The following is a 23,808-nucleotide window of genomic DNA, read 5'->3' on the forward strand; positions in this document are numbered from 1 at the left end:
CGACAAGAAGCCCCATATATGAAGAATGCAACGTTCTACCTTCTGGACAACGAAGACACCGTCGACGGCCTGAGCGCCGTCGAGCAGCTGGTGTGTGACATTGCCGCAGAACGTTGGCGCAACGGCAAGCGCGTCCTGATCGCCTGTGAAGATGAGCAGCAGGCGATTCGTCTCGATGAGGCGCTGTGGTCGCGGCCGCCGGAGAGCTTTGTGCCGCACAATCTGGCGGGCGAAGGCCCGCGAGGCGGCGCGCCGGTGGAGATTGCCTGGCCGCAAAAGCGCAACAGCAGCCCGCGGGATATTCTGATCAGCCTGCGGCTTAACTTTGCAGATTTTGCCACCGCTTTCACAGAAGTGATAGACTTTGTCCCTTACGAAGAAAATCTGAAACAACTGGCGCGCGAACGCTATAAGGCGTACCGCATGGCTGGTTTCAACCTGAACACGGCAACCTGGAAATAATGGAAAAGACATACAACCCACAAGATATCGAACAGCCGCTTTACGAGCACTGGGAAAAGCAGGGCTATTTCAAACCGAATGGTGATGAAAGCCAGGAGAGCTTCTGCATCATGATCCCGCCGCCGAACGTCACCGGCAGTTTGCATATGGGTCATGCCTTCCAGCAAACCATCATGGATACCATGATTCGCTACCAGCGCATGCAGGGCAAAAACACCCTGTGGCAGGCGGGGACCGACCACGCGGGTATCGCTACCCAGATGGTGGTTGAGCGTAAGATTGCCGCTGAAGAAGGGAAAACCCGCCACGACTACGGCCGCGACGCCTTCATCGACAAAATCTGGCAGTGGAAAGCGGAATCCGGCGGCACCATTACCCGTCAGATGCGCCGTCTCGGCAACTCCGTGGATTGGGAGCGCGAGCGCTTCACCATGGACGAGGGGCTTTCCAATGCCGTGAAAGAAGTCTTTGTTCGCCTGTACAAAGAAGATCTGATCTACCGCGGTAAACGCCTGGTTAACTGGGACCCGAAACTGCGCACCGCCATTTCCGACCTCGAAGTGGAAAACCGCGAATCGAAAGGTTCGATGTGGCACATCCGCTACCCGCTGGCCGATGGCGCGAAAACCGCTGACGGTAAAGACTACCTGGTGGTCGCCACTACCCGTCCGGAAACCCTGCTGGGCGATACCGGCGTGGCCGTTAACCCGGAAGATCCGCGCTACAAAGATCTGATTGGCAAATTCGTGGTGCTGCCGCTGGTAAACCGCCGCATCCCGATCGTGGGCGACGAACACGCCGACATGGAGAAAGGCACCGGCTGCGTGAAGATCACCCCGGCGCACGACTTTAACGACTACGAAGTGGGTCGTCGTCACCAGCTGCCGATGATCAACATCCTGACCTTTGACGGCGACATCCGCGAAAGCGCGGAAGTGTACGACACCAAAGGCAATGAATCTGACGTCTACTCCAGCGAGATCCCGGCGGAGTTCCAGAAACTGGAACGCTTCGCGGCGCGTAAAGCCGTCGTTGCGGCGGTTGACGCCCTCGGCCTGCTGGAAGAGATCAAACCGCACGACCTGACCGTCCCTTACGGCGACCGCGGCGGCGTGGTTATCGAACCGATGCTGACCGACCAGTGGTACGTGCGCGCGGACGTGCTGGCCAAGCCGGCGGTGGAAGCCGTTGAAAACGGCGACATCCAGTTCGTGCCGAAGCAGTACGAAAACATGTACTTCTCCTGGATGCGCGATATTCAGGACTGGTGTATCTCCCGTCAGCTGTGGTGGGGTCACCGCATTCCGGCATGGTATGACAACGACGGCAACGTCTACGTGGGCCGTAGCGAAGACGAAGTGCGTCAGGAAAACAACCTGAGCGCCGACGTTGCGCTGCGTCAGGACGAAGACGTTCTCGATACCTGGTTCTCCTCCGCGCTGTGGACCTTCTCCACCCTCGGCTGGCCGGAAAACACCGACGCCCTGCGTCAGTTCCACCCAACCAGCGTGATGGTGTCCGGCTTCGACATCATCTTCTTCTGGATCGCCCGCATGATCATGATGACCATGCACTTCATCAAAGATGAAAACGGTAAACCGCAGGTTCCGTTTAAGACCGTCTACATGACTGGTCTGATCCGCGATGACGAAGGCCAGAAGATGTCCAAATCCAAGGGTAACGTTATCGACCCGCTGGATATGGTTGACGGCATCACCCTGCCGGAGCTGCTGGAGAAACGTACCGGCAACATGATGCAGCCGCAGCTGGCGGAGAAAATCCGTAAGCGCACCGAGAAACAGTTCCCGAACGGCATCGAGCCGCACGGCACCGACGCCCTGCGCTTTACCCTGGCGGCGCTGGCCTCTACCGGCCGCGACATCAACTGGGATATGAAGCGTCTGGAAGGTTATCGTAACTTCTGTAACAAGCTGTGGAACGCCAGCCGCTTTGTGCTGATGAACACCGAAGATCAGGATTGCGGCTTCAACGGCGGCGAGATGGTGCTCTCCCTGGCCGACCGCTGGATCCTTGCGGAATTCAACCACACCGTCAAAGCGTATCGCGAAGCGCTGGATAACTTCCGCTTCGATATCGCCGCCGGCATCCTGTATGAGTTCACCTGGAACCAGTTCTGCGACTGGTACCTGGAACTGACCAAGCCGGTCATGAACGGCGGCAGCGAAGCGGAGCTGCGCGGCACTCGCCATACGCTGGTGACTGTGCTGGAAGGTCTGCTGCGCCTGGCGCATCCGATCATTCCGTTCATCACTGAGACCATCTGGCAGCGCGTGAAGGTCATCTGCGGGATCACCGCCGACACCATCATGCTGCAGCCGTTCCCGCAGTACGATGCCTCTCAGGTGGACGACGCGGCGCTGGCAGACACCGAATGGCTGAAGCAGGCGATCGTCGCCGTGCGCAACATCCGTGCGGAAATGAACATCGCTCCGGGCAAACCGCTGGAACTGCTGCTGCGCGGCTGCAGCAAAGAGGCCGAGCGTCGCGTGAACGACAACCGCAGCTTCCTGCTGAATCTGGCGCGTCTGGAAAGCATTACCGTGCTGCCTGCCGAGGATAAAGGTCCGGTCTCGGTGACCAAGATCGTCGACGGCGCCGAACTGCTGATCCCGATGGCGGGCCTCATCAACAAAGAAGATGAGCTGGCGCGTCTGGCGAAAGAAGTGGCCAAAATCGAAGGTGAAATTGGCCGCATCGAAAGCAAGCTGGCCAACGAAGGCTTTGTCGCCCGAGCGCCGGAAGCGGTGATCGCCAAAGAGCGCGAGAAGCTGGAAGGCTACGCGGAAGCGAAAGCGAAGCTGATTGAACAGCAGGCGGTGATCGCCGCGCTGTAACCCTCCCGCCCCTTGCCACCCGGCAAGGGGCGTTTTTATGAAACATCCTCGCTTGCGCTCTCCCCTGCCGCGATGTTATTAACATCATCATTCGTCTTTTTTGGGTAATGAGTCATTGTATGAATACGAGCGTCCCCGCGGCGACGTTGCTGCGTCGCATTACGGCGGCAGACAATCCCGCCATCGCCAGGGTCATCCGTCAGGTCTCCGCTGAATACGGCCTGACCGCCGATAAAGGCTATACGGTCGCCGACCCGAATCTCGATGAGCTGTATGAGCTGTACAGCCAGCCGGGCTCCGCCTACTGGGTGGTGGAGAAAGAGGGAGAAGTGGTGGGCGGCGGCGGCGTCGCGCCGCTCGCCTGCAGCGAGCCGGATATCTGCGAGCTGCAGAAAATGTATTTTATGACCAGCGCCCGCGGCCAGGGGCTGGCGAAGAAGCTGGCGCTGTTGGCGCTGGACTACGCCCGCGAGCAGGGCTTTAAACGCTGCTATCTGGAAACCACCGCCTTCCTGACGGAGGCGATCGGCTTATATGAGCATCTTGGCTTCGAACATATTGACGGTCCGCTGGGCTGCACCGGCCACGTGGACTGCGAAGTGCGGATGTTGAAAACGCTGTAGCGCCTCGATATCGCAGGCGTCCCCGGTAGCGCTACGCTTATCGGGGCTACAGTTCGGTAGCCCGGCTAAGCGCAGCGCGAGCCGGGGTATGTCCCGGATGGCACTGCTGGCACCTTACCCGTGCTCGCGGTGCCGTTTTTTTGTCGGGTGGCGGCTAACGCCTTACCCAACCTACGGCCCGTACTATTGCGAGCTGAAGCTCTCAACGCTATCTCTCTCCCCATGGCTAATGAAACTGCCGGCGTGAGTGGCTACCGGGGCTACAGGGGCCGAATAGCGTGGGCTACGCCGCCGCCGGCACGCCGCTGTGAAAGCGGAACTCGGCCTCCGGACGGAGGATCAGCGCCGCTTCCGCCTCGCCGAGCTGGCGTACCCGCTCGCTGATATCTTCTCCGGCAATCTTCTGCGCCAGATCCAGGTAGTCCTGATAGTGACGCGCTTCCGAGCGCAGCAGCGACAGATAGAACTTCTGCAGATCGTCGTCCAGCCACGGCGCCAGCGCCGCAAAGCGCTCGCAGGAGCGGGCCTCGATATAGGCGCCGCAGATGAGCTTATCGATCAGCATCACCGGCTCATGTGAGCGTACCTCCCGTCGCATGCCGCGGGCATAGTTGCTGGCGGTGATTTTGACATAGGGGATATCGCGCGCCAGCATCATCTCCCGCACTTGCCAGAAGTGATGCAGCTCCTCTTTAATCAGCAAAATCATGCTGTCCAGCAGCTGACGGCCCCATGGGTCGTCGGTCTGCGGCATGGCGCTTTTGTTGATCCGCTTATGCAGAGCGACAAAATCCGGCTCCGGCCCCCGGCGGTAGGTGAAGTCTTCATACGGCTTCAGGCAGTCCAGAAGCTCATCGGCGTCGGCTTTATCCGCGACGTAGCGACGCACCAGCAGCATGGCGTTCTGCGCCGCTTTCAGTTCGCACACCATATGGTCGGTCAGCAGCAGCGGCAGGTTTTCCGGCTTGCGGGCTTCGTCAATCCACGCCTGCGGCGTCGGGCAGTGCAGGAAGTTGATAATCGGGGAGAGTATCTGCGGGTAATCCATGGAAGTTCCTTGCTATACGGCGGCTGGCGCCGCCGTATCCATCTACAACATCTGCGACTTAGTGACGAACGCCATCGTCGTCTTCATCGACAAAATCTTCGTCATCATCGCCGTCTTCTTCGCCGTTCGGGTCCTCATAGTAGGTGCCCCAACCGTCATACTCGACGTCAAATTTTTCTGCCAGCGTCATCAGCTGTTCCACCTGGGCATCGATCAGTTCTGCGTTCAGGGCGCATTCGCTCAGAATATCGCAGCAGATGACCACTTCACCCTCTTCCACTTCCAGCTCTTCGGGCTCGGTTACTTCGTAGCCCAGCTTAAAGGCTTCCACCGCCACTTTCTCCAGGGTTTCGAAATCGTCTGCAGAGAGGTGATGCTCAATCGTGTACAGTGCGTCCGGATCGCTGCCATCCTCCAGCAGCTCTTCGATAATCAGACGCGTCTCTTCACGCTGTTCTTCCAGGTGTTCCGGGTTTGCCATGGCTCGTTCCTCATAATGTGCGGCAGTTATCCCTATTGTCACATACCGCCGTCATTGCCTCCACTTCTCAGTGAAAGTTTTCGATCACAGACTTGCAAATGAATATTCATACATATAAATTGAATTTTAATTCAATTAGTGGCCTATGCCAGGTGAGGGAACCATGTCTGCGTTTTACCAGAAGCATTTTTTAAAGTTACTCGATTTTACGCCTGCAGAAATCACCGCTCTGCTCGAGCTGGCGGCAAAGCTGAAAGCCGATAAGAAAAACGGTATCGAAGTCCAGAAACTGGCAGGAAAAAACATCGCGCTCATCTTCGAAAAAGACTCAACCCGTACACGATGCTCTTTCGAAGTTGCCGCATACGATCAGGGCGCCCGCGTGACCTACCTGGGGCCAAGCGGCAGCCAGATTGGCCATAAAGAGTCGATCAAGGACACCGCCCGTGTGCTCGGACGGATGTACGACGGCATTCAGTATCGCGGCCACGGCCAGGAAGTGGTGGAGACCCTGGCGCAATATGCCGGCGTGCCGGTATGGAACGGCCTCACCAACGAATTCCACCCTACCCAGCTGCTGGCGGACCTGCTGACCATGAAAGAGCACCTGCCGGGCAAAGCCTTTAATCAGATGACGCTGGTCTACGCCGGCGACGCGCGCAACAACATGGGCAATTCGATGCTGGAAGCCGCGGCGCTGACCGGTCTGGATCTGCGCCTGGTGGCGCCCTCGGCCTGCTGGCCGGAGGCCGCGCTGGTGGAAACCTGTACCGCGCTGGCGAAACAGCAGGGCGGCAACATCACCCTGACGGAAGATATCGCCGCGGGGGTGAAAGGCGCCGATTTTATCTATACCGACGTCTGGGTCTCAATGGGCGAGGCGAAGGAAAAATGGGCCGAACGTATCGCCCTGCTGCGCGACTATCAGGTTAACAGCGCGATGCTGGCGCTGACCGGCAATCCGCAGGTCAAGTTCCTCCACTGCCTGCCGGCGTTCCATGACGACCAGACCACGCTGGGCAAACAGATGGCGGCCGATTACGGCCTGCACGGCGGCATGGAAGTGACTGACGAGGTGTTTGAGTCAGCGGCAAGCGTGGTCTTTGACCAGGCGGAAAACCGAATGCACACCATCAAAGCGGTGATGGTGGCGACGCTGAGCAAATAGTCCTTCGCTCGCCGTCAAATCCCGGATCGCGCGGCGCGTATCCGGGATACCGCCCGTCAGGGCGCTGCGTTACGCCATCAGCATCTTCACCACCGCTTTGCGCACCTTCGCCGGCGCGCCCACGGCGCACAGCGGTTTATGCACTTCCCCGGGATAAAACACCACAAAGTCCCCTTCGTTAAGGATCACCGTTTGCTCCTGCGTCCCCTCCGCCAGGAAAGCGATGTCTTTCTCCGCCAGCCAGTTGGTCTGTGGCTCTCCTGCCGGCAAGGTGCTGAAGGTCATCCCCTCGCTGCCGCGGAGCACAATCTGGATATCGAGATAGCGGGCATGATATTCCGCGCGGCGTGCGGCCTGCGGCTCGGTGGTGTCTTCGGAAATCAGATAAAACAGGTTGTCGCCGTCGATATCGTGTTTACCCAGCGGCGTCGCCTCGCTGACATGGGCGATAACGTGTTCGATAGCCTCGCGCAGCGCGGCCGGCAGCCACGGCTGCAGATGGTGGATATTGCCAATAATCATCGCTTACCTCGAATATAAAACAACATTTCATTTTTGCGTTTTATACCCCCATCGCCGCTGCCATACCAGTACAGTTTCATGGTTCTTTGCGCTGGCGCACTTTTCTGCAGGCAAACGATTACCTGATTGTGAATGAATCGCTTGATCGTCATAACGGTCTGCGTATAATGCCAGTCGTTTTGCCGGGAGGAAGCATGGCCAATTGCGTACGACATTCTGTCTTAGCGCGTCTCAATGCAGACGCTGGCCTGCCGTTTTTCTTTCCGTTGCTCATTGGATTCCCGAAGCCCCTTATTTAAGGGGCTTTTTTTTTGCCCAGGCGTCAGGAGATAAGCATGGCTAACCCGCTATATCAAAAACATATCATTTCCATAAACGATCTCAGCCGCGAAGACCTCGAACTGGTGCTGGCGACGGCGGCAAAGCTGAAAGCCAATCCACAACCCGAGCTGCTGAAGCATAAGGTTATCGCCAGCTGTTTCTTTGAAGCCTCGACCCGCACCCGCCTCTCTTTTGAAACCTCGATGCACCGCCTGGGGGCCAGCGTGGTCGGCTTTTCCGACAGCGCCAACACTTCGCTGGGCAAAAAAGGGGAAACGCTGGCGGATACCATCTCCGTCATCAGCACCTACGTTGATGCCATCGTGATGCGTCATCCGCAGGAGGGCGCGGCCCGTCTGGCGACCGAATTCTCCGGCGGCGTGCCGGTACTGAACGCCGGCGACGGCGCTAACCAGCACCCGACCCAGACCCTGCTCGACCTGTTCACCATTCAGGAGACCCAGGGCCGCCTCGAAAACCTCAACGTGGCGATGGTCGGCGATCTGAAGTATGGCCGTACCGTCCACTCCCTGACCCAGGCGCTGGCCAAGTTCAGCGGCAACCGCTTCTACTTCATCGCCCCGGACGCGCTGGCCATGCCGCAATACATCCTCGATATGCTGGATGAAAAAGGTATCGCCTGGAGCCTGCATAGCGCCATCGACGACGTAATGGCGGAAGTGGATATTCTGTACATGACCCGCGTGCAGAAAGAGCGTCTGGATCCGTCGGAATATGCCAACGTCAAAGCGCAGTTCGTCCTGCGCGCCGCCGACCTTGAAGGGGCGCGCGCTAACATGAAGGTGCTGCACCCGCTGCCGCGCATTGACGAAATCACCACCGATGTCGATAAAACGCCGCACGCCTGGTACTTCCAGCAGGCCGGTAACGGCATCTTCGCCCGCCAGGCGTTACTGGCACTGGTACTGAATAGCGAGCTGGCTCTGTAAGGGGGAAATGAGAGATGACACACGACAATAAACTGCAGGTAGAAGCGATCAAACGCGGCACCGTGATCGACCACATCCCGGCGCAGGTCGGCTTTAAGCTGCTCACCCTGTTCAAACTGACCGAAACCGACCAGCGCATCACCATCGGCCTGAACCTGCCCTCCGGCGAGATGGGCCGCAAAGACTTGATTAAAATCGAGAACACCTTCCTGACCGACGAGCAGGTTAACCAGCTGTCGTTATACGCCCCGCAGGCGACGGTAAACCGCATTGATGATTACGAAGTGGTGGGCAAATCCCGCCCGAGCCTGCCGGATCGTATCGACAGCGTGCTGGTCTGCCCGAACAGCAACTGTATCAGCCACGCCGAACCGGTTTCTTCCAGTTTTGCAGTGAAAAAGCGCGCTGATGACATCGCACTCAAATGTAAATACTGCGAAAAAGAGTTTTCTCATTATGTGGTGCTGGCCAACTAAATGCGGTTGGTATTGGTGGTAGGCCTCCCTATAATGGCTACCACCCTACGCTTCGTCCTTCAGGCGGCGTCTGCGCCGGCGATACAGCGCTTATCGCCTGGCGGCAACCTGAATGATTTTGCGTAACATTACTCAGTTCATCTGGAGATAACATGAGCAAAACTATTGCGACGGAAAATGCACCAGCAGCGATTGGCCCATACGTTCAGGGCGTTGACCTCGGCAGCATGATCATCACCTCTGGCCAAATCCCGGTCGACCCGAAAACCGGCAGCGTTCCGGAAGACGTGTCCGCACAGGCGCGCCAGTCGCTGAACAACGTGAAAGCGATCGTTGAAGCCGCTGGCCTCACCGTCGGCGATATCGTCAAGACCACCGTTTTCGTCAAAGACCTCAACGATTTCGCTACCGTTAACGCCACTTACGAAGCGTTCTTCACCGAGCACAACGCCACCTTCCCGGCGCGCTCCTGCGTTGAAGTGGCGCGTCTGCCGAAAGATGTGAAGATCGAGATCGAAGCCATCGCCGTGCGTCGCTGATCGCTAACCTCGGCATGAAAAAAGGCAGCCCGCAGGCTGCCTTTTTTACGTGGGTCATCCGTAAACCTTACCCTCATTGCCAGCCGTAGCGGCGGCTGTAGAAGCCTTTGACGGTTTGGGTCAGCACCATATAGCCCGCCAGGATCGCCACCAGCCACGGGAAGTAGCTCAGCGGCAGAGCCTGCAGCTGCAGATAGCCCGCCAGCGGCGAGAACGGCAGCGCGATCCCCACCGCCATCACCACCAGGGTCATGGCGAACAGCGGCCAGGCGGCGCGGCTCTGGACGAACGGAATGCGCCGGGTGCGGATCATGTGCACAATCAGCGTTTGCGACAGCAGCCCCTCGATAAACCAGCCGGACTGGAACAGGGTCTGCATCTCCACGGTATTGGCGTGGAACACCCACCACATCAGGCCGAAGGTGAGGATATCGAAAATCGAGCTGATCGGGCCGAAGAAGACCATAAAGCGCCCGAGATCGGCCGGGTTCCAGCGCTGCGGTTTGCGGATCTGTTCATCATCGACGTTATCGAACGGGATCGCCACCTGGGAGACATCGTACAGCAGGTTTTGAATCAACAGGTGCAGCGGCAGCATCGGCAGAAACGGCAGGAAGGCGCTGGCCACCAGCACGCTGAAGACGTTGCCGAAGTTGGAGCTGGCGGTCATTTTGATGTACTTAAGCATGTTGGCGAAGGTGCGGCGTCCTTCGATCACCCCCTCCTCCAGTACCATCAGGCTCTTCTCCAGCAGAATGATATCCGCCGCCTCGCGGGCAATATCCACCGCGCCGTCGACCGAGATGCCGATGTCCGCCGCGCGCAGCGCCGGGGCGTCGTTGATGCCGTCGCCCATAAAGCCCACCACGTGGCCTTCGCGTTTCAGCAGCGTCACGATACGCTCCTTATGCAGCGGCGCCAGGCGGGCGAAGAGCGTGGTGCGTTTCGCCAGCGCCGCCAGCTCGTCGTCGCTCATCGCTTCAATCTGGCTGCCAATCACCACTTCGCCGGCATCCAGCCCCACTTCATGGCACACCTTGGCAGCCACCAGCTCGCTGTCGCCGGTGAGGATCTTCACCGTGATGCCGCTGGCTTTTAACGCTTTCAGCGCCGGAGCGGTGGTCTCTTTCGGCGGATCGAGGAAAGCGATGTAGCCTTCCAGGATCAGGTCCGACTCATCGGCGCGCTGGTAGTCGCCTTCGCGGGCCGGCAGATATTTGGTCGCCACCGCCACCACCCGCAGCCCCTGCCGGTTGAGGGTGTCGGTCACCCGGCGAATGCGGCGCAGCATGGTGTCGTCAAGCGGCACGATATCGCCGTTGTAGCGCACCTGGGTTGAGACGTTGAGGATCTCCTGCAGCGCCCCTTTGCAGATCAGCTGATGCGCGTCGTCCTGCTCTTTGACCACCACCGACATGCGGCGGCGTTCGAAGTCGAAGGGGATCTCATCTACCTTCTGCCAGCGCGCCGCCAGCCCGCGGGCGGCTTCCAGCTCAACGCCCTCCAGCACCGCGGTGTCGAGCAGGTTTTTCAGGCCGGTCTGGTAGTGGCTGTTGAGCCAGGCGGCATGCAGTACCCGCTCGCTGACCTTGCCGGAGACGTCGGTATGGTTCTCCAGCACGATTTTATCCTGGGTCAGGGTGCCGGTTTTATCGGTGCAGAGGATGTCCATCGCGCCAAAATTCTGAATGGCGTCGAGGTGCTTCACGATAACCTTTTGCTTCGACAGCTTCACCGCCCCGCGCGCCAGCGTCGAGGTGACGATCATCGGCAGCATCTCCGGCGTCAGGCCAACCGCCACCGACAGCGCGAACAGCGCCGCCTCCCACCAGTCGCCTTTGGTGTAGCCATTGATCAGCAGCACCACCGGGGCCATCACCAGCATAAAGCGGATCAGCAACATGCTCACCCGACTGATGCCTTTCTGGAAGGCGTTCGGCTCGCTCTCCTGCTCGCTGACGCGGCCGGCCAGTTGACCAAACCAGGTGTGGCCGCCGGTGGCGAAGACGATGGCCTGCGCCGAGCCGCTCACCACGTTGGTGCCCATAAAGCACAGGGTGTCGCACTCCAGCGGGTTCTGCTGCAGCGGATCGCGGCTGCGGGCCACTTTCTCCACCGGCAGCGATTCGCCGGTCAGCGAGGCCTGGGCGACGAACAGATCCCGCGCCTGCAGGATACGCAGATCGGCCGGGATCATGTCTCCCGCCGACAGCCTGATGATGTCGCCCGGCACCAGCTGGTCGATAGGCAATTCCAGCCAGCGGCTCTCCCCCTGCTCGTTGACCACCCGCAGCACGGTGGCGGTATTGCTCACCATCGCCTTCAGCGCATCCGCCGCTTTGGTCGAGCGCGCCTCCTGGATGAAGTTGAGCAGCGTCGAGATCCCCACCATCAGGGCGATAACCCCGGCGGCGAACAGATCCTCGGTGGAATAGGAGACGATGCCGAGCACCGTCAACAGCAGATTGAACGGGTTGCGGTAGCAGGTCCACAGATGCACCCACCACGGAGAGGGCTTCTGCGCCGGGATCTGGTTGTCACCGTGTTTGAGGATTTTCGCCGCCACTTCGCCTTCATTGAGCCCTTCTGGGTGGCTGTCAAAGGCGCGCCAGATCTCCTGGTCGTCCATCGCCGCCACGTCCAGACACTGTTTGCCCAGCGACTCAGGAATGGGGCCGCTCGCCAGATGGCGGGCGTCCGGCAGCGGATCGCGCTGGACTAAACGGCGTGGCAGATGGCGGCTAAGCTGTGCGAACAGCTGCCGGGTATAATTTTTCAGCATAAACAGTCCCTCCGCGCTCGCCAAAGCGAACGCAGCGTTGCCGACGGGCGTAGCAAAACCTACCTGTCAGGCATGTTATTTTTATGGCAGGGACATCAAGGACGTCACTGCTTTACGCTTTCCGGTAAAGCAGTGTTAAACAGGCTTACCGGAAAGAAAGGTTGCTCCATCGAGGATGAGGAGTGGGATCGGGGTCCATAACTATCTCCGGTAAGTGAATATAAACGGCGCGGATTATAGCGCCCTCGTTAAGGATTGTGTGGCAATAATGGCGATGATAAACCCGCGCAACTAAACCGAACGTAAACCAGACTTTGCTCATTGCGGTTTGGTTGAGTAGCATTATGCTCACTTCTACCCCCTGACGAGAATTCCGCATGCAGAACCGGCTGACCATCAAAGATATCGCGCGCTTAAGCGGCGTAGGGAAATCAACGGTATCCCGCGTCCTCAACAACGAGAGCGGGGTCAGCGAACGGACCCGCGAGCGCGTCGAAGCGGTAATGCAGCAGCACGGTTTCTCGCCCTCTCGTTCCGCCCGCGCCATGCGCGGCCAGAGCGATAAAGTGGTGGCGATTATCGTCACCCGTCTCGATTCGCTGTCGGAAAACCTCGCCGTGCAGACCATGCTGCCCGCCTTTTATGAGCAGGGTTACGACCCGATTATGATGGAGAGTCAGTTCTCCCCGGGGCTGGTGGAGGAGCATCTCGGCATGCTCGCCCGGCGTAATATTGACGGCGTGGTACTGTTCGGTTTTACCGGCATCGACGAGGCGATGCTCGCCCCCTGGCGCGACACCCTGGTGCTGATGGCCCGCGACGCCCCCGGCTTCGCCTCGGTGTGCTATGACGACGAGGGGGCCATCACGCTGCTGATGCAGCGGCTCTACGAACGCGGACATCGCCACATCAGCTTCCTTGGCGTACCGCACAGCGACGTCACCACCGGCGAACGCCGCCATCTCGCCTACCTCGCCTTCTGTAAAAAGCATCGTCTGACGCCCACCGCCGCCCTGCCGGGGCTGGGCATGAAGCAGGGGTATGACACCGTCGCCAGCGTGTTGACGGCCGAGACCAGCGCCCTGGTCTGCGCCACCGATACCCTCGCCCTCGGCGCCAGTAAGTACCTCCAGCAGCAGGGCCGCGATGCGCTGCAGCTCGCCAGCGTCGGCAGCACGCCGCTGATGAAGTTTCTCCACCCGGAAATATTGACCGTCGATCCTGGCTATGCCGAGTCCGGACGCCGGGCCGCCCGGCAGTTGATCGAGCAGATCGCCGGCAGCGTCGATCCCCGCCAGATCGTCATTCCCGCCGCCCTGAATTAATCTCGTTCGGGCGATTTATGTGATCGTCGCCGGGTTTCGGGAACGTTCCCATTTTGCAAATCAAGCGGAACGGTTAGGATGCCCTCAAGGTAAAAACGGCATCTCTCCCCCTCTGTTTTTGAGGCTTCATCATGAGCAAAGTAAACCAGCAGGACATCGATAAACTGATCGAACTGGTGGGCGGGCGCGGCAATATCGCCACCGTCAGCCACTGTATTACCCGTTTGCGCTTTGTGCTGAACGACCCGGCCATCGCCAGACCAAAAGAGATTGAGCAGCTGCGCATGGTGAAGGGATGCTTCACTAACGCCGGCCAGTTCCAGGTGGTCATCGGCACCGAGGTGGGCGATTACTACAAAGCCCTGCTGGCGACCACTGGCCAGACTTCCGCCGATAAAGAGCAGGTCAAACAGGCCGCGCGGCAAAATATGAAGTGGCATGAACAGCTGATTTCGCACTTCGCCGAGATCTTCTTCCCACTGCTGCCGGCGCTGATCAGCGGCGGTCTGATCCTCGGTTTCCGCAACGTCATCGGCGACCTGCCCATGAGCAACGGCCAGACGCTGGCCCAGATGCACCCGTCGCTGAAAACCATCTATGACTTCCTGTGGCTGATTGGCGAGGCGATCTTCTTCTATCTGCCGGTGGGGATCTGCTGGTCAGCGGTGAAGAAGATGGGCGGCACGCCGATCCTCGGGATCGTCCTTGGCGTCACCCTGGTGTCCCCGCAGCTGATGAACGCCTATCTCCTCGGCCAGCAGGTGCCGGAGGTGTGGAACTTCGGCCTGTTTACCATTGCCAAAGTCGGCTACCAGGCGCAGGTGATCCCGGCCCTGCTGGCTGGCCTGGCCTTAGGCTTTATCGAGACGCGCCTCAAGCGCATCGTGCCTGACTACCTCTACCTGGTCATTGTCCCGGTCTGCTCGCTGATCCTCGCGGTGTTCCTCGCGCACGCCATTATCGGTCCGTTCGGCCGCCTGATCGGCGACGGCGTGGCCTTCGCGGTACGCCATCTGTTAACCGGCAGCTTCGCGCCGATCGGCGCCGCGCTGTTTGGCTTCCTCTACGCGCCGCTGGTGATCACCGGCGTCCACCAGACCACCCTCGCCATCGATATGCAGATGATCCAAAGCATGGGCGGCACCCCGGTGTGGCCGCTGATTGCGCTGTCCAACATTGCCCAGGCATCGGCGGTGGTCGGCATCATCATCGCCAGCCGCAAGCAGAATGAACGTGAAATATCGGTGCCGGCGGCGATCTCCGCCTATCTCGGGGTCACCGAGCCGGCAATGTACGGTATCAACCTGAAGTACCGCTTCCCGATGCTGTGCGCGATGATCGGCTCCGGCCTCGCCGGCCTGCTGTGCGGCCTGAACGGCGTGCTGGCGAACGGCATCGGCGTCGGCGGCCTGCCGGGGATCCTCTCCATCCAGCCTACCTACTGGCAGGTGTACGCCATGGCGATGGCCATCGCGGTGGTGGTGCCGATTATCCTCACCACCGTGGTGTATCAACGCAAGTACCGTCAGGGCACTTTGCAGATTGTCTAACTTCTTCTTTCGGGGCGCCTTTGGCGCCCCTCGTTGCAGCAGGAAAGTACTATGAATCAACTCCCCCACTGGTGGCAAAACGGCGTTATTTATCAAATCTATCCGAAGAGTTTTCAGGATACCACCGGCAGCGGTACCGGCGACCTGCGCGGCGTCACCTCCCGCCTCGACTATCTGCAAAAGCTTGGGGTAGACGCCATCTGGCTGACGCCGTTCTACGTCTCTCCGCAGGTGGATAACGGCTACGACGTGGCGAACTACACCGCCATCGATCCCTCCTACGGCACGATGGCCGACTTTGACGCCCTGGTGGCGGAGGCGAAGGCCCGCGGGATCCGCATCGTGCTGGATATGGTGCTGAACCATACCTCGACCGAACACGAATGGTTCCGTCAGTCGCTGAATAAGGAAAGCCCCTACCGTCAGTTCTATATCTGGCGTGACGGCGAACCGGACGCCCTGCCGAACAACTGGCGCTCCAAGTTTGGCGGCAACGCCTGGCAGTGGCACGCCGACAGCGGGCAGTATTATCTGCACCTGTTCGCCATTGAGCAGGCGGATCTCAACTGGGAGAATCCGGCGGTGCGCGCCGAGCTGAAAAAGGTCTGCGAATTCTGGGCTGACCGCGGCGTCGACGGTCTGCGCCTCGACGTGGTCAACCTGATCTCAAAAGACCAGACCTTTCCCTGCGATCTGGACGGGGATGGCCGCCGCTTCTATACCGACGGCCCGCGGGTGCATGAGTTCCTGCAGGAGATGAGCCGCGATGTCTTCACCCCGCGTCATCTGATGACCGTCGGCGAGATGTCCTCCACCTCGCTGGAGCACTGCCAGCAGTACGCCGCGCTGGACGGCCGCGAGCTGTCGATGACCTTTAACTTCCACCATTTAAAAGTCGATTATCCCGGCGGAGAGAAGTGGACCCTCGCCCGCCCGGACTATGTGGCGCTGAAGGCGCTGTTCCGCCACTGGCAGCAGGGGATGCACAACCGGGCATGGAACGCGCTGTTCTGGTGTAACCACGATCAGCCGCGCATCGTCTCGCGCTTTGGCGACGAAGGCGCGTACCGGGTGCCGGCGGCGAAGATGCTGGCGATGGTGCTGCACGGCATGCAGGGCACGCCCTATATTTATCAGGGCGAAGAGATCGGTATGACCAATCCGCACTTCAACAGCATCAGCGATTATCGCGACGTCGAGAGCCACAATATGTTTATCGAACGTGCGGCGCAGGGGCAAAGCCCGGACGAACTGCTGGCAATCCTTGCCAGCAAATCGCGCGACAACAGCCGCACGCCGATGCCGTGGCATAGTGGCGAGAACGGTGGCTTTAGCGACGGTGAGCCGTGGATCGGCCTTGGCGATAACTACCGGGAGATCAACGTCGAGGCGGCGCTGGCGGACCCCGATTCGGTGTTTTATGCCTATCAGCAGCTGATTACGCTGCGTAAAACCCTGCCGCTGCTGACCTGGGGCGATTATCAGGATCTCCTGCCTGACCATCCGTCGCTGTGGTGTTATCGCCGTCAGTGGCAGGGACAAACGCTGGTGGTCGCCGCCAACCTGAGCCGCGACCTGCAGACCTGGCAGCCAGAGGAGGCCCCAGGCGACTGGAAGATGATTATCAGCAACTATGCCGAGACCACGCCCCGCCCGACCGGGCTGACGCTGCGGCCGTTCGAAGCGGTATGGTGGCTGCAGGCGTAAAGTATCTCCTGCCCTCCCGAGATGAGAATGTCATGCCTGGCGCCGGTGGCGAACGCCAGGCATTTTTGCTTATTTTCCAGCCAGATAAATTTACATTTATCGCCAGCGCCCATCATCCGTACTCTCACCTTTTTACCTTGTTCTGGGTCAATAAAATCGCAAACATCTTTGATGCAAATCACTACATATAGAACTTAAAATGCGTCCCGGCCCTACATGTTGTATTAATCGTCTATTATGTCACCATATCTTGTCGATGTCTGGCGGTGATGAGATGTGGATAAAACGGGCCGGATCTGAAGGCAAACAGCACGAGCCGTAGCGCGCAGCGCCTTCGGGATAACCTCCGCCTCTGTGGATAACCTGTTCTATATATGGAGTGATCATGACACCGCATGTGATGAAACGTGATGGCTGTAAAGTGCCGTTCAAGTCAGAGCGCATTCAGGAAGCAATTCTGCGTGCAGCTAAAGCAGCGGGAGTCGATGACGCAGACTATTGCGCCACCGTCGCAGAAGTCGTTAGCCAACAAATGCAGGGCCGCGCCCAGGTCGACATCAATGAGATCCAGACCGCGGTGGAAAACCAGCTGATGTCCGGCCCCTATAAGCAGCTGGCGCGCGCCTATATTGAGTATCGCCATGACCGCGATAGCCAGCGTGAGAAGCGCGGCCGCCTCAATCAGGAGATCCGCGGCCTCGTCGAGCAGACCAACTCCGCGCTGCTCAACGAAAACGCCAACAAGGACAGTAAAGTCATCCCGACCCAGCGCGACCTGCTGGCCGGTATCGTCGCCAAGCACTACGCCCGGCAGCACCTGCTGCCTCACGATGTGGTGATGGCCCACGAACGCGGCATGATCCACTATCATGACCTCGATTACTCGCCCTTTTTCCCCATGTTTAACTGCATGCTGATCGACCTGAAAGGCATGCTGACCCAGGGCTTTAAGATGGGCAACGCGGAGATCGAGCCGCCGAAGTCTATCTCTACCGCCACCGCGGTGACAGCGCAGATCATCGCCCAGGTCGCCAGCCATATTTACGGCGGCACCACCATTAACCGCATCGATGAAGTGCTGGCGCCGTTCGTCAGCGAAAGCTTTAACAAGCATCGCAAAATCGCCGAAGAGTGGCAGATCCCGGATGCCGAAGGCTATGCCCGCGCCCGTACCGAAAAAGAGTGCTACGACGCCTTCCAGTCGCTGGAGTATGAGGTTAACACGCTGCATACCGCCAACGGCCAGACGCCGTTCGTCACCTTCGGGTTCGGCCTCGGCACCAGCTGGGAATCGCGGTTGATCCAGCAGTCGATTCTGCGTAACCGCATTGCCGGCCTCGGTAAAAACCGTAAGACCGCGGTGTTCCCGAAACTGGTGTTCGCGATCCGTGACGGCCTGAACCATAAGTTCGGCGATCCGAACTACGACATCAAACAGCTGGCGCTGGAGTGCGCCAGCAAGCGCATGTACCCGGATATCCTCAACTACGACCAGGTGGTGAAGGTTACCGGGTCGTTTAAAACGCCGATGGGCTGCCGCAGCTTCCTCGGGGTGTGGGAAAACGAGAACGGCGAGCAGGTGCACGATGGGCGCAATAACCTCGGCGTTATCAGCCTCAACCTGCCGCGCATCGCCCTGGAAGCGAAAGGCGACGAAGCCGCTTTCTGGGCGCTGCTGGACGAGCGCCTGCAGCTGGCGCGCAAAGCGCTGATGACCCGTATTGCCCGCCTGGAAGGGGTAAAAGCGCGCGTGGCGCCGATCCTCTATATGGAAGGGGCCTGCGGCGTGCGGCTGAAAGCCGACGACGACGTCTCCGAGATTTTCAAAAACGGCCGGGCGTCGATTTCGCTGGGCTATATCGGTATCCATGAAACCATCAATGCACTGTACGGCAATCAGCACATGTACGACAGCGAGGCGCTGCGCGAGAAGGGTGTGGCCATCGTCCAGCGCCTGCGCGACGCCGTCGATTTGTGGAAGGAAGAGACCGGCTACGGCTTTAGCTTGTACAGCACGCCGAGCGAAAACCTGTGCGATCGCTTCTGCCGTCTCGATACCGCCGAGTTTGGCGTGGTGGAAGGGGTGACCGACAAAGGTTACTACACCAACAGCTTCCACCTCGACGTGGAGAAGAAGGTCAACCCGTACGACAAGATCGATTTTGAAGCGCCGTATCCGCCGCTGGCCAACGGGGGCTTCATTTGCTACGGCGAATACCCGAACATCCAGCACAACCTGAAGGCGCTGGAGGACGTGTGGGATTACAGCTATCAGCATGTGCCGTATTACGGAACCAATACGCCGATCGATGAGTGCTACGAGTGTGGTTTCACCGGCGAGTTCGAGTGCACCAGCAAGGGTTTTACCTGCCCGAAATGCGGTAACCACGACGCCTCCCGCGTTTCCGTTACCCGCCGGGTGTGCGGCTACCTCGGCAGCCCGGACGCGCGTCCGTTCAACGCCGGCAAGCAGGAAGAAGTGAAGCGCCGCGTTAAACACCTGGGCAATGGGCAGATCGGTTAAAGAACAATGCGCTTTTCCCGGATAGCGGCGCGCAGCGCCTTATCCGGGCTACCACTGCCTGGTAAGTCGTAGCCCGGCCGAGCGCAGCGACGCCGGGAGCCGTTCCCTTTACAAATGCACAGCACCTCCGTTTTCGCAAAGCCATTAGCGTCAGAGCAAGGCGGCAAACGAGGGAATCCCAAACAGCCAGGTGGGTTTCCTCAAATCAGTTGGCGTTGTAGCAAGGCGGCAAACGAGTAAGTCCCGGGGAGCTTACTGGAGTAAGTGACCCGGGCGAGCGAGCGCAGCCAACGCCGCTATGGCGTTAATTGAGAAGCGAAAAATGAATTACCATCAGTACTACCCGGTAGATATTGTCAACGGCCCCGGCACCCGCTGCACCCTGTTTGTCTCCGGCTGCGTCCACGAGTGCCCAGGCTGCTACAACAAAAGCACCTGGCGGGTGAATTCCGGCATGCCCTTCACGACCGAGATGGCCGACCGCATCATTGCCGACCTCAACGATACCCGCATCAAGCGCCAGGGGATTTCACTCTCCGGCGGCGATCCGCTGCATCCGCAAAACATCGCGGAGATCTTAAAGCTGGTTCAGCGCGTGCGCGCCGAATGCCCCGGTAAAGATATCTGGGTCTGGACCGGCTATAAGCTGGAAGAGCTGAATGAGGCGCAGATGCAGGTGGTGAACCTGATCAACGTGCTGGTCGACGGTAAGTTTGTGCAAGATTTAAAAGACCCGGCGCTGATCTGGCGCGGCAGCAGCAACCAGGTCGTGCATCATTTGCGATAGCGTTTAGAGCCGTTTATTCGCCTGATGATAAACGGCCGCTTTCTCTCTTTTGCCAATGGCAATAACGTAAACCACCACCACCCTATCTCGTACTTGATACACCAGCCGATAACCTGACGCCTTAAGCTTGATTTTGTAGCAATCCGGCAAATCGTTCAGCCTGGCCGACTCAATTCGCGGATTCTGCACAATCTACTGGAGCTTAATTTTGAACTGTTTTTTGACCGTCTCGCCAAGCTGCCATTCGCGCCAGGCTCGTGGATCAAACTCCAGTTCATAGGTCATCCAGACTCACCTTAACCCCCGGCCGTGGGTTTTCCAGCCGCTCGCGAACGGTGCGTAACAACGCCGCTTCGCCATCGCTGATGGTCATACTTTTCACCGGCATGCGGCCATTTTCCGCAATGTATTGAAACAGCAGGCGTACCGCCTCCGTTGGCGTCATATCGAGTTTCTCCAGCACGGCATAAGCCTCTTTTTTGAGTTTATCATCCAGCCGAACGTTGAGCGTGGCCATTATGCCTCCAGAAAGGGATATTTTGTAATGCATTATAGCATTACATTTGAATTACACTCGAATCTGGAAAACGCCTCTCAAAACCGGCTGACGCATTCCATCGCCACCGTTTTAAACTCATCGAAGCTGCGGGTCGCGGCGAGGCGGCTCATGGCGCGCTCGCGCAGGAAAGTCACGAAAATATCGTAGATCGCCATCGCCTCTTCATACTCGCGCTTGCTGATGGCGAGCAGGAAGATGATATGGGCGGTTTCATCACCCCAGGCGATGCCCTGCGGGGCAATGACGGTATAGACCACCGTCTTTTTCGCCAGTAGCCCCAGGGAGTGCGGCAGCGCAATGCCATCGCCGAGCATGGTGCTGACAATCGCTTCACGCTCCACCACCGAAGCATGAAACTCGGCGTCAACAAAGCCTTCCTCCAGCAGCTGCTGGCACAGCTCGGCGAACAGCGTTTGCTGATCCATCGGCGTGTCGATCACCCGGAAATGGGCGGCATCGAAGTACTTATTCAGCATCCACGGACGGGTGCGGTCCACCAGCACCAGCTTGCCGATCTGATCCAGTTGATAGTCAGTGGGGAACGGCGCGATGGTCACTACCGGCTTGTCTTTTTCGCTGATCCGCACCGTGGAGATAACAAAATCCGCCTCGATCGCGTCCCGCTGTTCGTACTCGCGCTGGGAAATAGTGGCGGCGATCTCCAGCTGCGGATATTTGCGCTGCAGGATCGCCTCAATCATCCGCACCATCGCATTGCTGGTATCGCACACCAGCAGCACCTGCGGCTGACGCTGGTAGCCGATGTTGTAGTGGCGCTCCAGCCCGACGCCGATATGCAGCACCAGAAAACCGATTTCGTTTTCGCTAATGGTATAAGGCGTGTATTTGCCCCAGCTGGAGACCGCGGCGAGGGTCATATCCCAGGCCATCGGGTAGTGCTGTTTGATGTTATCCAGCAGCGGATTGGGGATCATGATCTGGTAGCGTACGCGGGTGATCATGGTCTTTATGTGGGTCAGCAGATCGGCGTGCAGCTGGGCATCGTCCAGCAGGTTGTAGTTATACTGGCTGTTGATGTAGCGCAGGATGTAGTTGACCAGCGCTTCATCATCGTCGGCGCTGATGGTTTCCGGGTCCACGTCCTGTACCTGACGGGCGGCGATATGCACGCACAGCCACTCTTCTTCCGCGGGCGATAAAGGTTTACCGGCCAGCCGCTGCAGTTCGCCCGCCAGATCGCGCGCGGCATCGCGGACGTTCTGCGCCACATCTTCAGCACTAAAATCCGCCAGCGGGTAGCCTTCGCTGACGCGACGCACCACCACCGCCCCGTACAGGCAGATAAAGCGCTCGCCGACGTCGGTGAGACGAATATGGTGGCGCGTGAGCGTCTCCTGCAGCATGGGCTCCAGCAGCGCAGGCACCTCCTCTGCAAAGGCCTCGGCGCCGATCGGCGGCGCGATACCGCCCTGCTGGGTTAGCTCCCACAGCAGGTCGGTGAGGCAGGCGCGAACCGATACCTCGCTACCGAACAGCTTCATGCCGTGGCGCGGGCGGGTTTCAAGGGTGAGCTGATAGCGCTGGAAGCGCTCGCGCACCTCGACCATATCGTTTTGCAGCGTGGCGCGGCTGACGAACCACTCATCCGCCAGGTCTTCCAGCTTGATCGAGAACGCCGACGTCAGAAAACGCACCAGCAGGAAAGTGATGCGATCCTGGGCGGTACGCGGGACATGCTGCGCCTTCGGCGCCGTCTCCTCCAGCGCCTGAAAGCTCGCCGGGTTATCAATTTTCAGCTGATAACCGCTGCCGCGGTTAAGGATAAACTGCGCGCCATACTGCGCCAGTAGCGCATTCAGGGCGGTAATATCGGCGCGCACGGTACGGGTGGAAACCGACAGGCGTTGCGCCAGCTCATCCTGCGGCAGCGTTTCATTCCGCAGCAGGGTGAAGAGTTGCGCTAAGCGTTGGTTGGGAAATCGCATGTCAGTTCCTTGTGGTTACGGCTCAGGGTTGGGCGGATATCACCATCTGCGATGGGCTGCCGACCGGCGTGTAGTCTGAGACAAAGGTCAATTTGCCATCCTTCGGCGCCACGCTGAAGCGGGTAATATTATCGCTACGCTGGTTCATGACGTACAGCCACTGCCCCTGAGTATCCAGGGTCAGCGTGCGGGGGTAATCTCCGCGCGTCCAGATATCCTCCTGGTGGCTCAGGCGGCCATCGGCCTGCACCGTAAAGTGGGCGATGCTGTTATGCAGACGGTTGGCGACGTACAGCTGTTTGCCGTCGTTGCTCAGCGCCAGACCGGCGGCAAAGCTGGTGCCCTTATACTCTTTCGGCAGCGCGGAGACGGTTTTGCCTTCGCGCAGCAGACCGCTTTGCTGATCCAGATGATAGAAGGTCAGCGTCGACGCTTCTTCGTTAATCAGCCACAGGCCGTCGCCCTTTGGCGTAAAGACGAAGTGGCGCGGGCCGGCGCCCGGCGACGAAGCGGCGATAAATGGCGGATCGTTCGGCGTCAACTTGCCGCTGGCGCTATCCAGCCGATACTGATAGATCCGATCCAGCCCCAGATCGGTGGAGTAAACAAATTTCCCGCTGGGATCGGCGGCGATCATATGGGCGTGCGGGCCAATGTGATCGCTGATGGCGAAGCTGCCCTCGACGGCCGCCCCCGGGCGTTCGGCCCCTGCCGGGCCTTCATCCTGATGCCTGTCCACCGCCTCGCCCAGGCTACCGTCTTCTTTCACCGGTAGCACGGCGATGCTGCCGCTGACGTAGTTGGCCACCAGCAGCTGTTTACCGTTCGGCGTCAGGGAGAGATAAACCGGCCCGGCGCCGCCGGAGGCGACCTGATTGAGTGCGGTCAGCTCGCCGTTCTTCTCAATGCGCCACGCCTGCACCACGCCTTTCTCCACTTCGCTGGCGGCATACAGCGTCTTGCCATCGCGCGAGACGGTCAGCTGCGCGGCGTTCGGCAACGAGCTCACCAGCGTCCTGTCACGTAGCGCGCCGGTTTGGCTATCAACGGTAAAGCGGTACAGACCTTCGCCATTGGGATTATAGGTGCCAATCCAGGCGTAGTGGGTTTGCGCGGCGGCGCCGGCGGCAAGCAAAGACAGTGAAGCAACAAGCAGGTGACGAGCGGTTGGCATGGTAACTCC

Annotated in this window: 23 protein-coding genes and 1 pseudogene; 15 read left to right on the forward strand and 9 right to left on the reverse strand. The window is 59.2% G+C overall.

The features are described 5' to 3' along the window. The first annotated feature begins 18 nt into the window (after positions 1-18). The 3 genes from holC to ACLH1I_RS18485 all read left to right on the forward strand — a co-directional run bounded on the left by holC (position 19) and on the right by ACLH1I_RS18485 (position 3,940). The gene (holC, locus tag ACLH1I_RS18475; protein ID WP_004206530.1) at positions 19-462 is read left to right on the forward strand and encodes a DNA polymerase III subunit chi; all 444 of its coding nucleotides are present in this window, start codon (positions 19-21) and stop codon (positions 460-462) included. After that, positions 462-3,317 (forward strand): valine--tRNA ligase, encoded by a 2,856-nt coding sequence (locus ACLH1I_RS18480; protein WP_017900564.1) that lies wholly within the window; start codon positions 462-464, stop codon positions 3,315-3,317. Before holC ends, ACLH1I_RS18480 begins: the two co-directional genes overlap by 1 nt. 119 nt (positions 3,318-3,436) lie before the next feature. Then, positions 3,437-3,940 (forward strand): GNAT family N-acetyltransferase, encoded by a 504-nt coding sequence (locus ACLH1I_RS18485; RefSeq protein WP_017900565.1) that lies wholly within the window; start codon positions 3,437-3,439, stop codon positions 3,938-3,940. A gap of 283 nt (positions 3,941-4,223) precedes the next feature. Here the strand turns inward: ACLH1I_RS18485 and miaE are convergent, their stop codons facing one another. Further along, positions 4,224-4,988 carry a tRNA isopentenyl-2-thiomethyl-A-37 hydroxylase MiaE gene (miaE, locus tag ACLH1I_RS18490; protein ID WP_004206526.1) on the reverse strand — a complete coding sequence of 255 codons (765 nt, stop codon included), beginning with the start codon at positions 4,986-4,988 and terminating at the stop codon, positions 4,224-4,226. Between the two features lie 58 nt (positions 4,989-5,046). Continuing rightward, complete coding sequence (rraB, locus tag ACLH1I_RS18495) at positions 5,047-5,469, reverse strand: ribonuclease E inhibitor RraB (RefSeq protein ID WP_004206524.1); 423 nt, start codon at positions 5,467-5,469, stop codon at positions 5,047-5,049. A 98-nt stretch (positions 5,470-5,567) separates the two neighbouring features. On the opposite strand from rraB, the gene argL reads away from it, so the two are divergent. Together argL and argF are read left to right on the forward strand one after the other, a co-directional pair. Next, positions 5,568-5,663: a putative translational regulatory protein ArgL gene (gene argL / locus ACLH1I_RS18500; protein WP_370736902.1), complete on the forward strand. Its 96-nt coding sequence runs from the start codon at positions 5,568-5,570 to the stop codon at positions 5,661-5,663. Next, positions 5,633-6,637, forward strand: coding sequence for an ornithine carbamoyltransferase (gene argF / locus ACLH1I_RS18505; RefSeq protein WP_004178387.1), 1,005 nt, complete (start codon positions 5,633-5,635; stop codon positions 6,635-6,637). Before argL ends, argF begins: the two co-directional genes overlap by 31 nt. 69 nt (positions 6,638-6,706) lie before the next feature. Here the strand turns inward: argF and ACLH1I_RS18510 are convergent, their stop codons facing one another. Continuing rightward, positions 6,707-7,159 (reverse strand): YhcH/YjgK/YiaL family protein, encoded by a 453-nt coding sequence (locus tag ACLH1I_RS18510; protein WP_049003738.1) that lies wholly within the window; start codon positions 7,157-7,159, stop codon positions 6,707-6,709. Positions 7,160-7,353: 194 nt separating this feature from the next. Here ACLH1I_RS18510 and ACLH1I_RS18515 point away from each other — a divergent pair, with 194 nt between their 5' ends. The 5 genes from ACLH1I_RS18515 (at position 7,354) to ridA (ending at position 9,445) form a co-directional block, all read left to right on the forward strand. Next, on the forward strand, positions 7,354-7,458 hold the full coding sequence (locus ACLH1I_RS18515) for a pyrBI operon leader peptide (RefSeq protein WP_002886930.1): 105 nt from the start codon (positions 7,354-7,356) through the stop codon (positions 7,456-7,458). Then, a complete protein-coding gene (locus tag ACLH1I_RS18520) occupies positions 7,433-7,492 on the forward strand; it encodes a pyrBI operon leader peptide (RefSeq protein ID WP_227650304.1) in 60 nt (19 codons plus the stop codon). The genes ACLH1I_RS18515 and ACLH1I_RS18520 overlap by 26 nt, the downstream gene beginning before the upstream one ends. A 2-nt stretch (positions 7,493-7,494) precedes the next feature. Then, a complete protein-coding gene (gene pyrB / locus ACLH1I_RS18525) occupies positions 7,495-8,430 on the forward strand; it encodes an aspartate carbamoyltransferase (protein WP_004206522.1) in 936 nt (311 codons plus the stop codon). A gap of 14 nt (positions 8,431-8,444) precedes the next feature. Then, positions 8,445-8,906 (forward strand): aspartate carbamoyltransferase regulatory subunit, encoded by a 462-nt coding sequence (gene pyrI, locus ACLH1I_RS18530; RefSeq protein ID WP_002886927.1) that lies wholly within the window; start codon positions 8,445-8,447, stop codon positions 8,904-8,906. Between the two features lie 152 nt (positions 8,907-9,058). Beyond that, positions 9,059-9,445 carry a 2-iminobutanoate/2-iminopropanoate deaminase gene (gene ridA, locus ACLH1I_RS18535; RefSeq protein WP_002886926.1) on the forward strand — a complete coding sequence of 129 codons (387 nt, stop codon included), beginning with the start codon at positions 9,059-9,061 and terminating at the stop codon, positions 9,443-9,445. A 73-nt stretch (positions 9,446-9,518) separates the two neighbouring features. Here ridA and mgtA read toward each other — a convergent pair whose 3' ends face one another. Both mgtA and mgtL read right to left on the reverse strand, forming a co-directional pair. Then, positions 9,519-12,227, reverse strand: coding sequence for a magnesium-translocating P-type ATPase (gene mgtA / locus ACLH1I_RS18540; RefSeq protein ID WP_004206521.1), 2,709 nt, complete (start codon positions 12,225-12,227; stop codon positions 9,519-9,521). A gap of 145 nt (positions 12,228-12,372) precedes the next feature. Next, positions 12,373-12,624: a mgtA regulatory leader peptide MgtL gene (gene mgtL / locus ACLH1I_RS18545; RefSeq protein WP_349817321.1), complete on the reverse strand. Its 252-nt coding sequence runs from the start codon at positions 12,622-12,624 to the stop codon at positions 12,373-12,375. On the opposite strand from mgtL, the gene treR reads away from it, so the two are divergent. The 5 genes from treR (at position 12,605) to nrdG (ending at position 20,120) form a co-directional block, all read left to right on the forward strand. Continuing rightward, positions 12,605-13,552 (forward strand): trehalose operon repressor TreR, encoded by a 948-nt coding sequence (gene treR, locus ACLH1I_RS18550; RefSeq protein WP_004206520.1) that lies wholly within the window; start codon positions 12,605-12,607, stop codon positions 13,550-13,552. The two genes, mgtL and treR, sit on opposite strands and share 20 nt — an antisense overlap. Positions 13,553-13,683: 131 nt before the next feature. Further along, complete coding sequence (gene treB / locus ACLH1I_RS18555) at positions 13,684-15,102, forward strand: PTS trehalose transporter subunit IIBC (protein ID WP_004206516.1); 1,419 nt, start codon at positions 13,684-13,686, stop codon at positions 15,100-15,102. A 51-nt stretch (positions 15,103-15,153) separates the two neighbouring features. Next, positions 15,154-16,809 (forward strand): alpha,alpha-phosphotrehalase, encoded by a 1,656-nt coding sequence (gene treC, locus ACLH1I_RS18560; protein ID WP_117263642.1) that lies wholly within the window; start codon positions 15,154-15,156, stop codon positions 16,807-16,809. 385 nt (positions 16,810-17,194) lie between these two features. Then, positions 17,195-19,333: an anaerobic ribonucleoside-triphosphate reductase gene (gene nrdD, locus ACLH1I_RS18565; RefSeq protein WP_004206513.1), complete on the forward strand. Its 2,139-nt coding sequence runs from the start codon at positions 17,195-17,197 to the stop codon at positions 19,331-19,333. A gap of 322 nt (positions 19,334-19,655) precedes the next feature. Then, positions 19,656-20,120: an anaerobic ribonucleoside-triphosphate reductase-activating protein gene (gene nrdG, locus ACLH1I_RS18570; protein WP_032456904.1), complete on the forward strand. Its 465-nt coding sequence runs from the start codon at positions 19,656-19,658 to the stop codon at positions 20,118-20,120. A 3-nt stretch (positions 20,121-20,123) separates the two neighbouring features. Here nrdG and ACLH1I_RS18575 read toward each other — a convergent pair. From ACLH1I_RS18575 to ACLH1I_RS18590, 4 genes and pseudogenes are all read right to left on the reverse strand, one after another. Then, positions 20,124-20,405: pseudogene (locus tag ACLH1I_RS18575) on the reverse strand (type II toxin-antitoxin system RelE family toxin). Beyond that, entirely contained in the window at positions 20,395-20,637 is a 243-nt protein-coding gene (locus ACLH1I_RS18580; protein ID WP_002886901.1) for a type II toxin-antitoxin system RelB/DinJ family antitoxin, read from the reverse strand. Before ACLH1I_RS18580 ends, ACLH1I_RS18575 begins: the two are co-directional and overlap by 11 nt. Before the next feature lie 77 nt (positions 20,638-20,714). Next, a complete protein-coding gene (locus ACLH1I_RS18585; RefSeq protein ID WP_151629313.1) occupies positions 20,715-22,625 on the reverse strand; it encodes a BglG family transcription antiterminator in 1,911 nt (636 codons plus the stop codon). Between the two features lie 22 nt (positions 22,626-22,647). Then, positions 22,648-23,799 carry a lactonase family protein gene (locus ACLH1I_RS18590; protein ID WP_151629311.1) on the reverse strand — a complete coding sequence of 384 codons (1,152 nt, stop codon included), beginning with the start codon at positions 23,797-23,799 and terminating at the stop codon, positions 22,648-22,650. Positions 23,800-23,808: the final 9 nt, after the last annotated feature.

Source organism: Klebsiella sp. 1SOBk10mer (genome assembly GCF_046602535.1).
GTDB lineage: Bacteria > Pseudomonadota > Gammaproteobacteria > Enterobacterales > Enterobacteriaceae > Klebsiella > Klebsiella quasipneumoniae.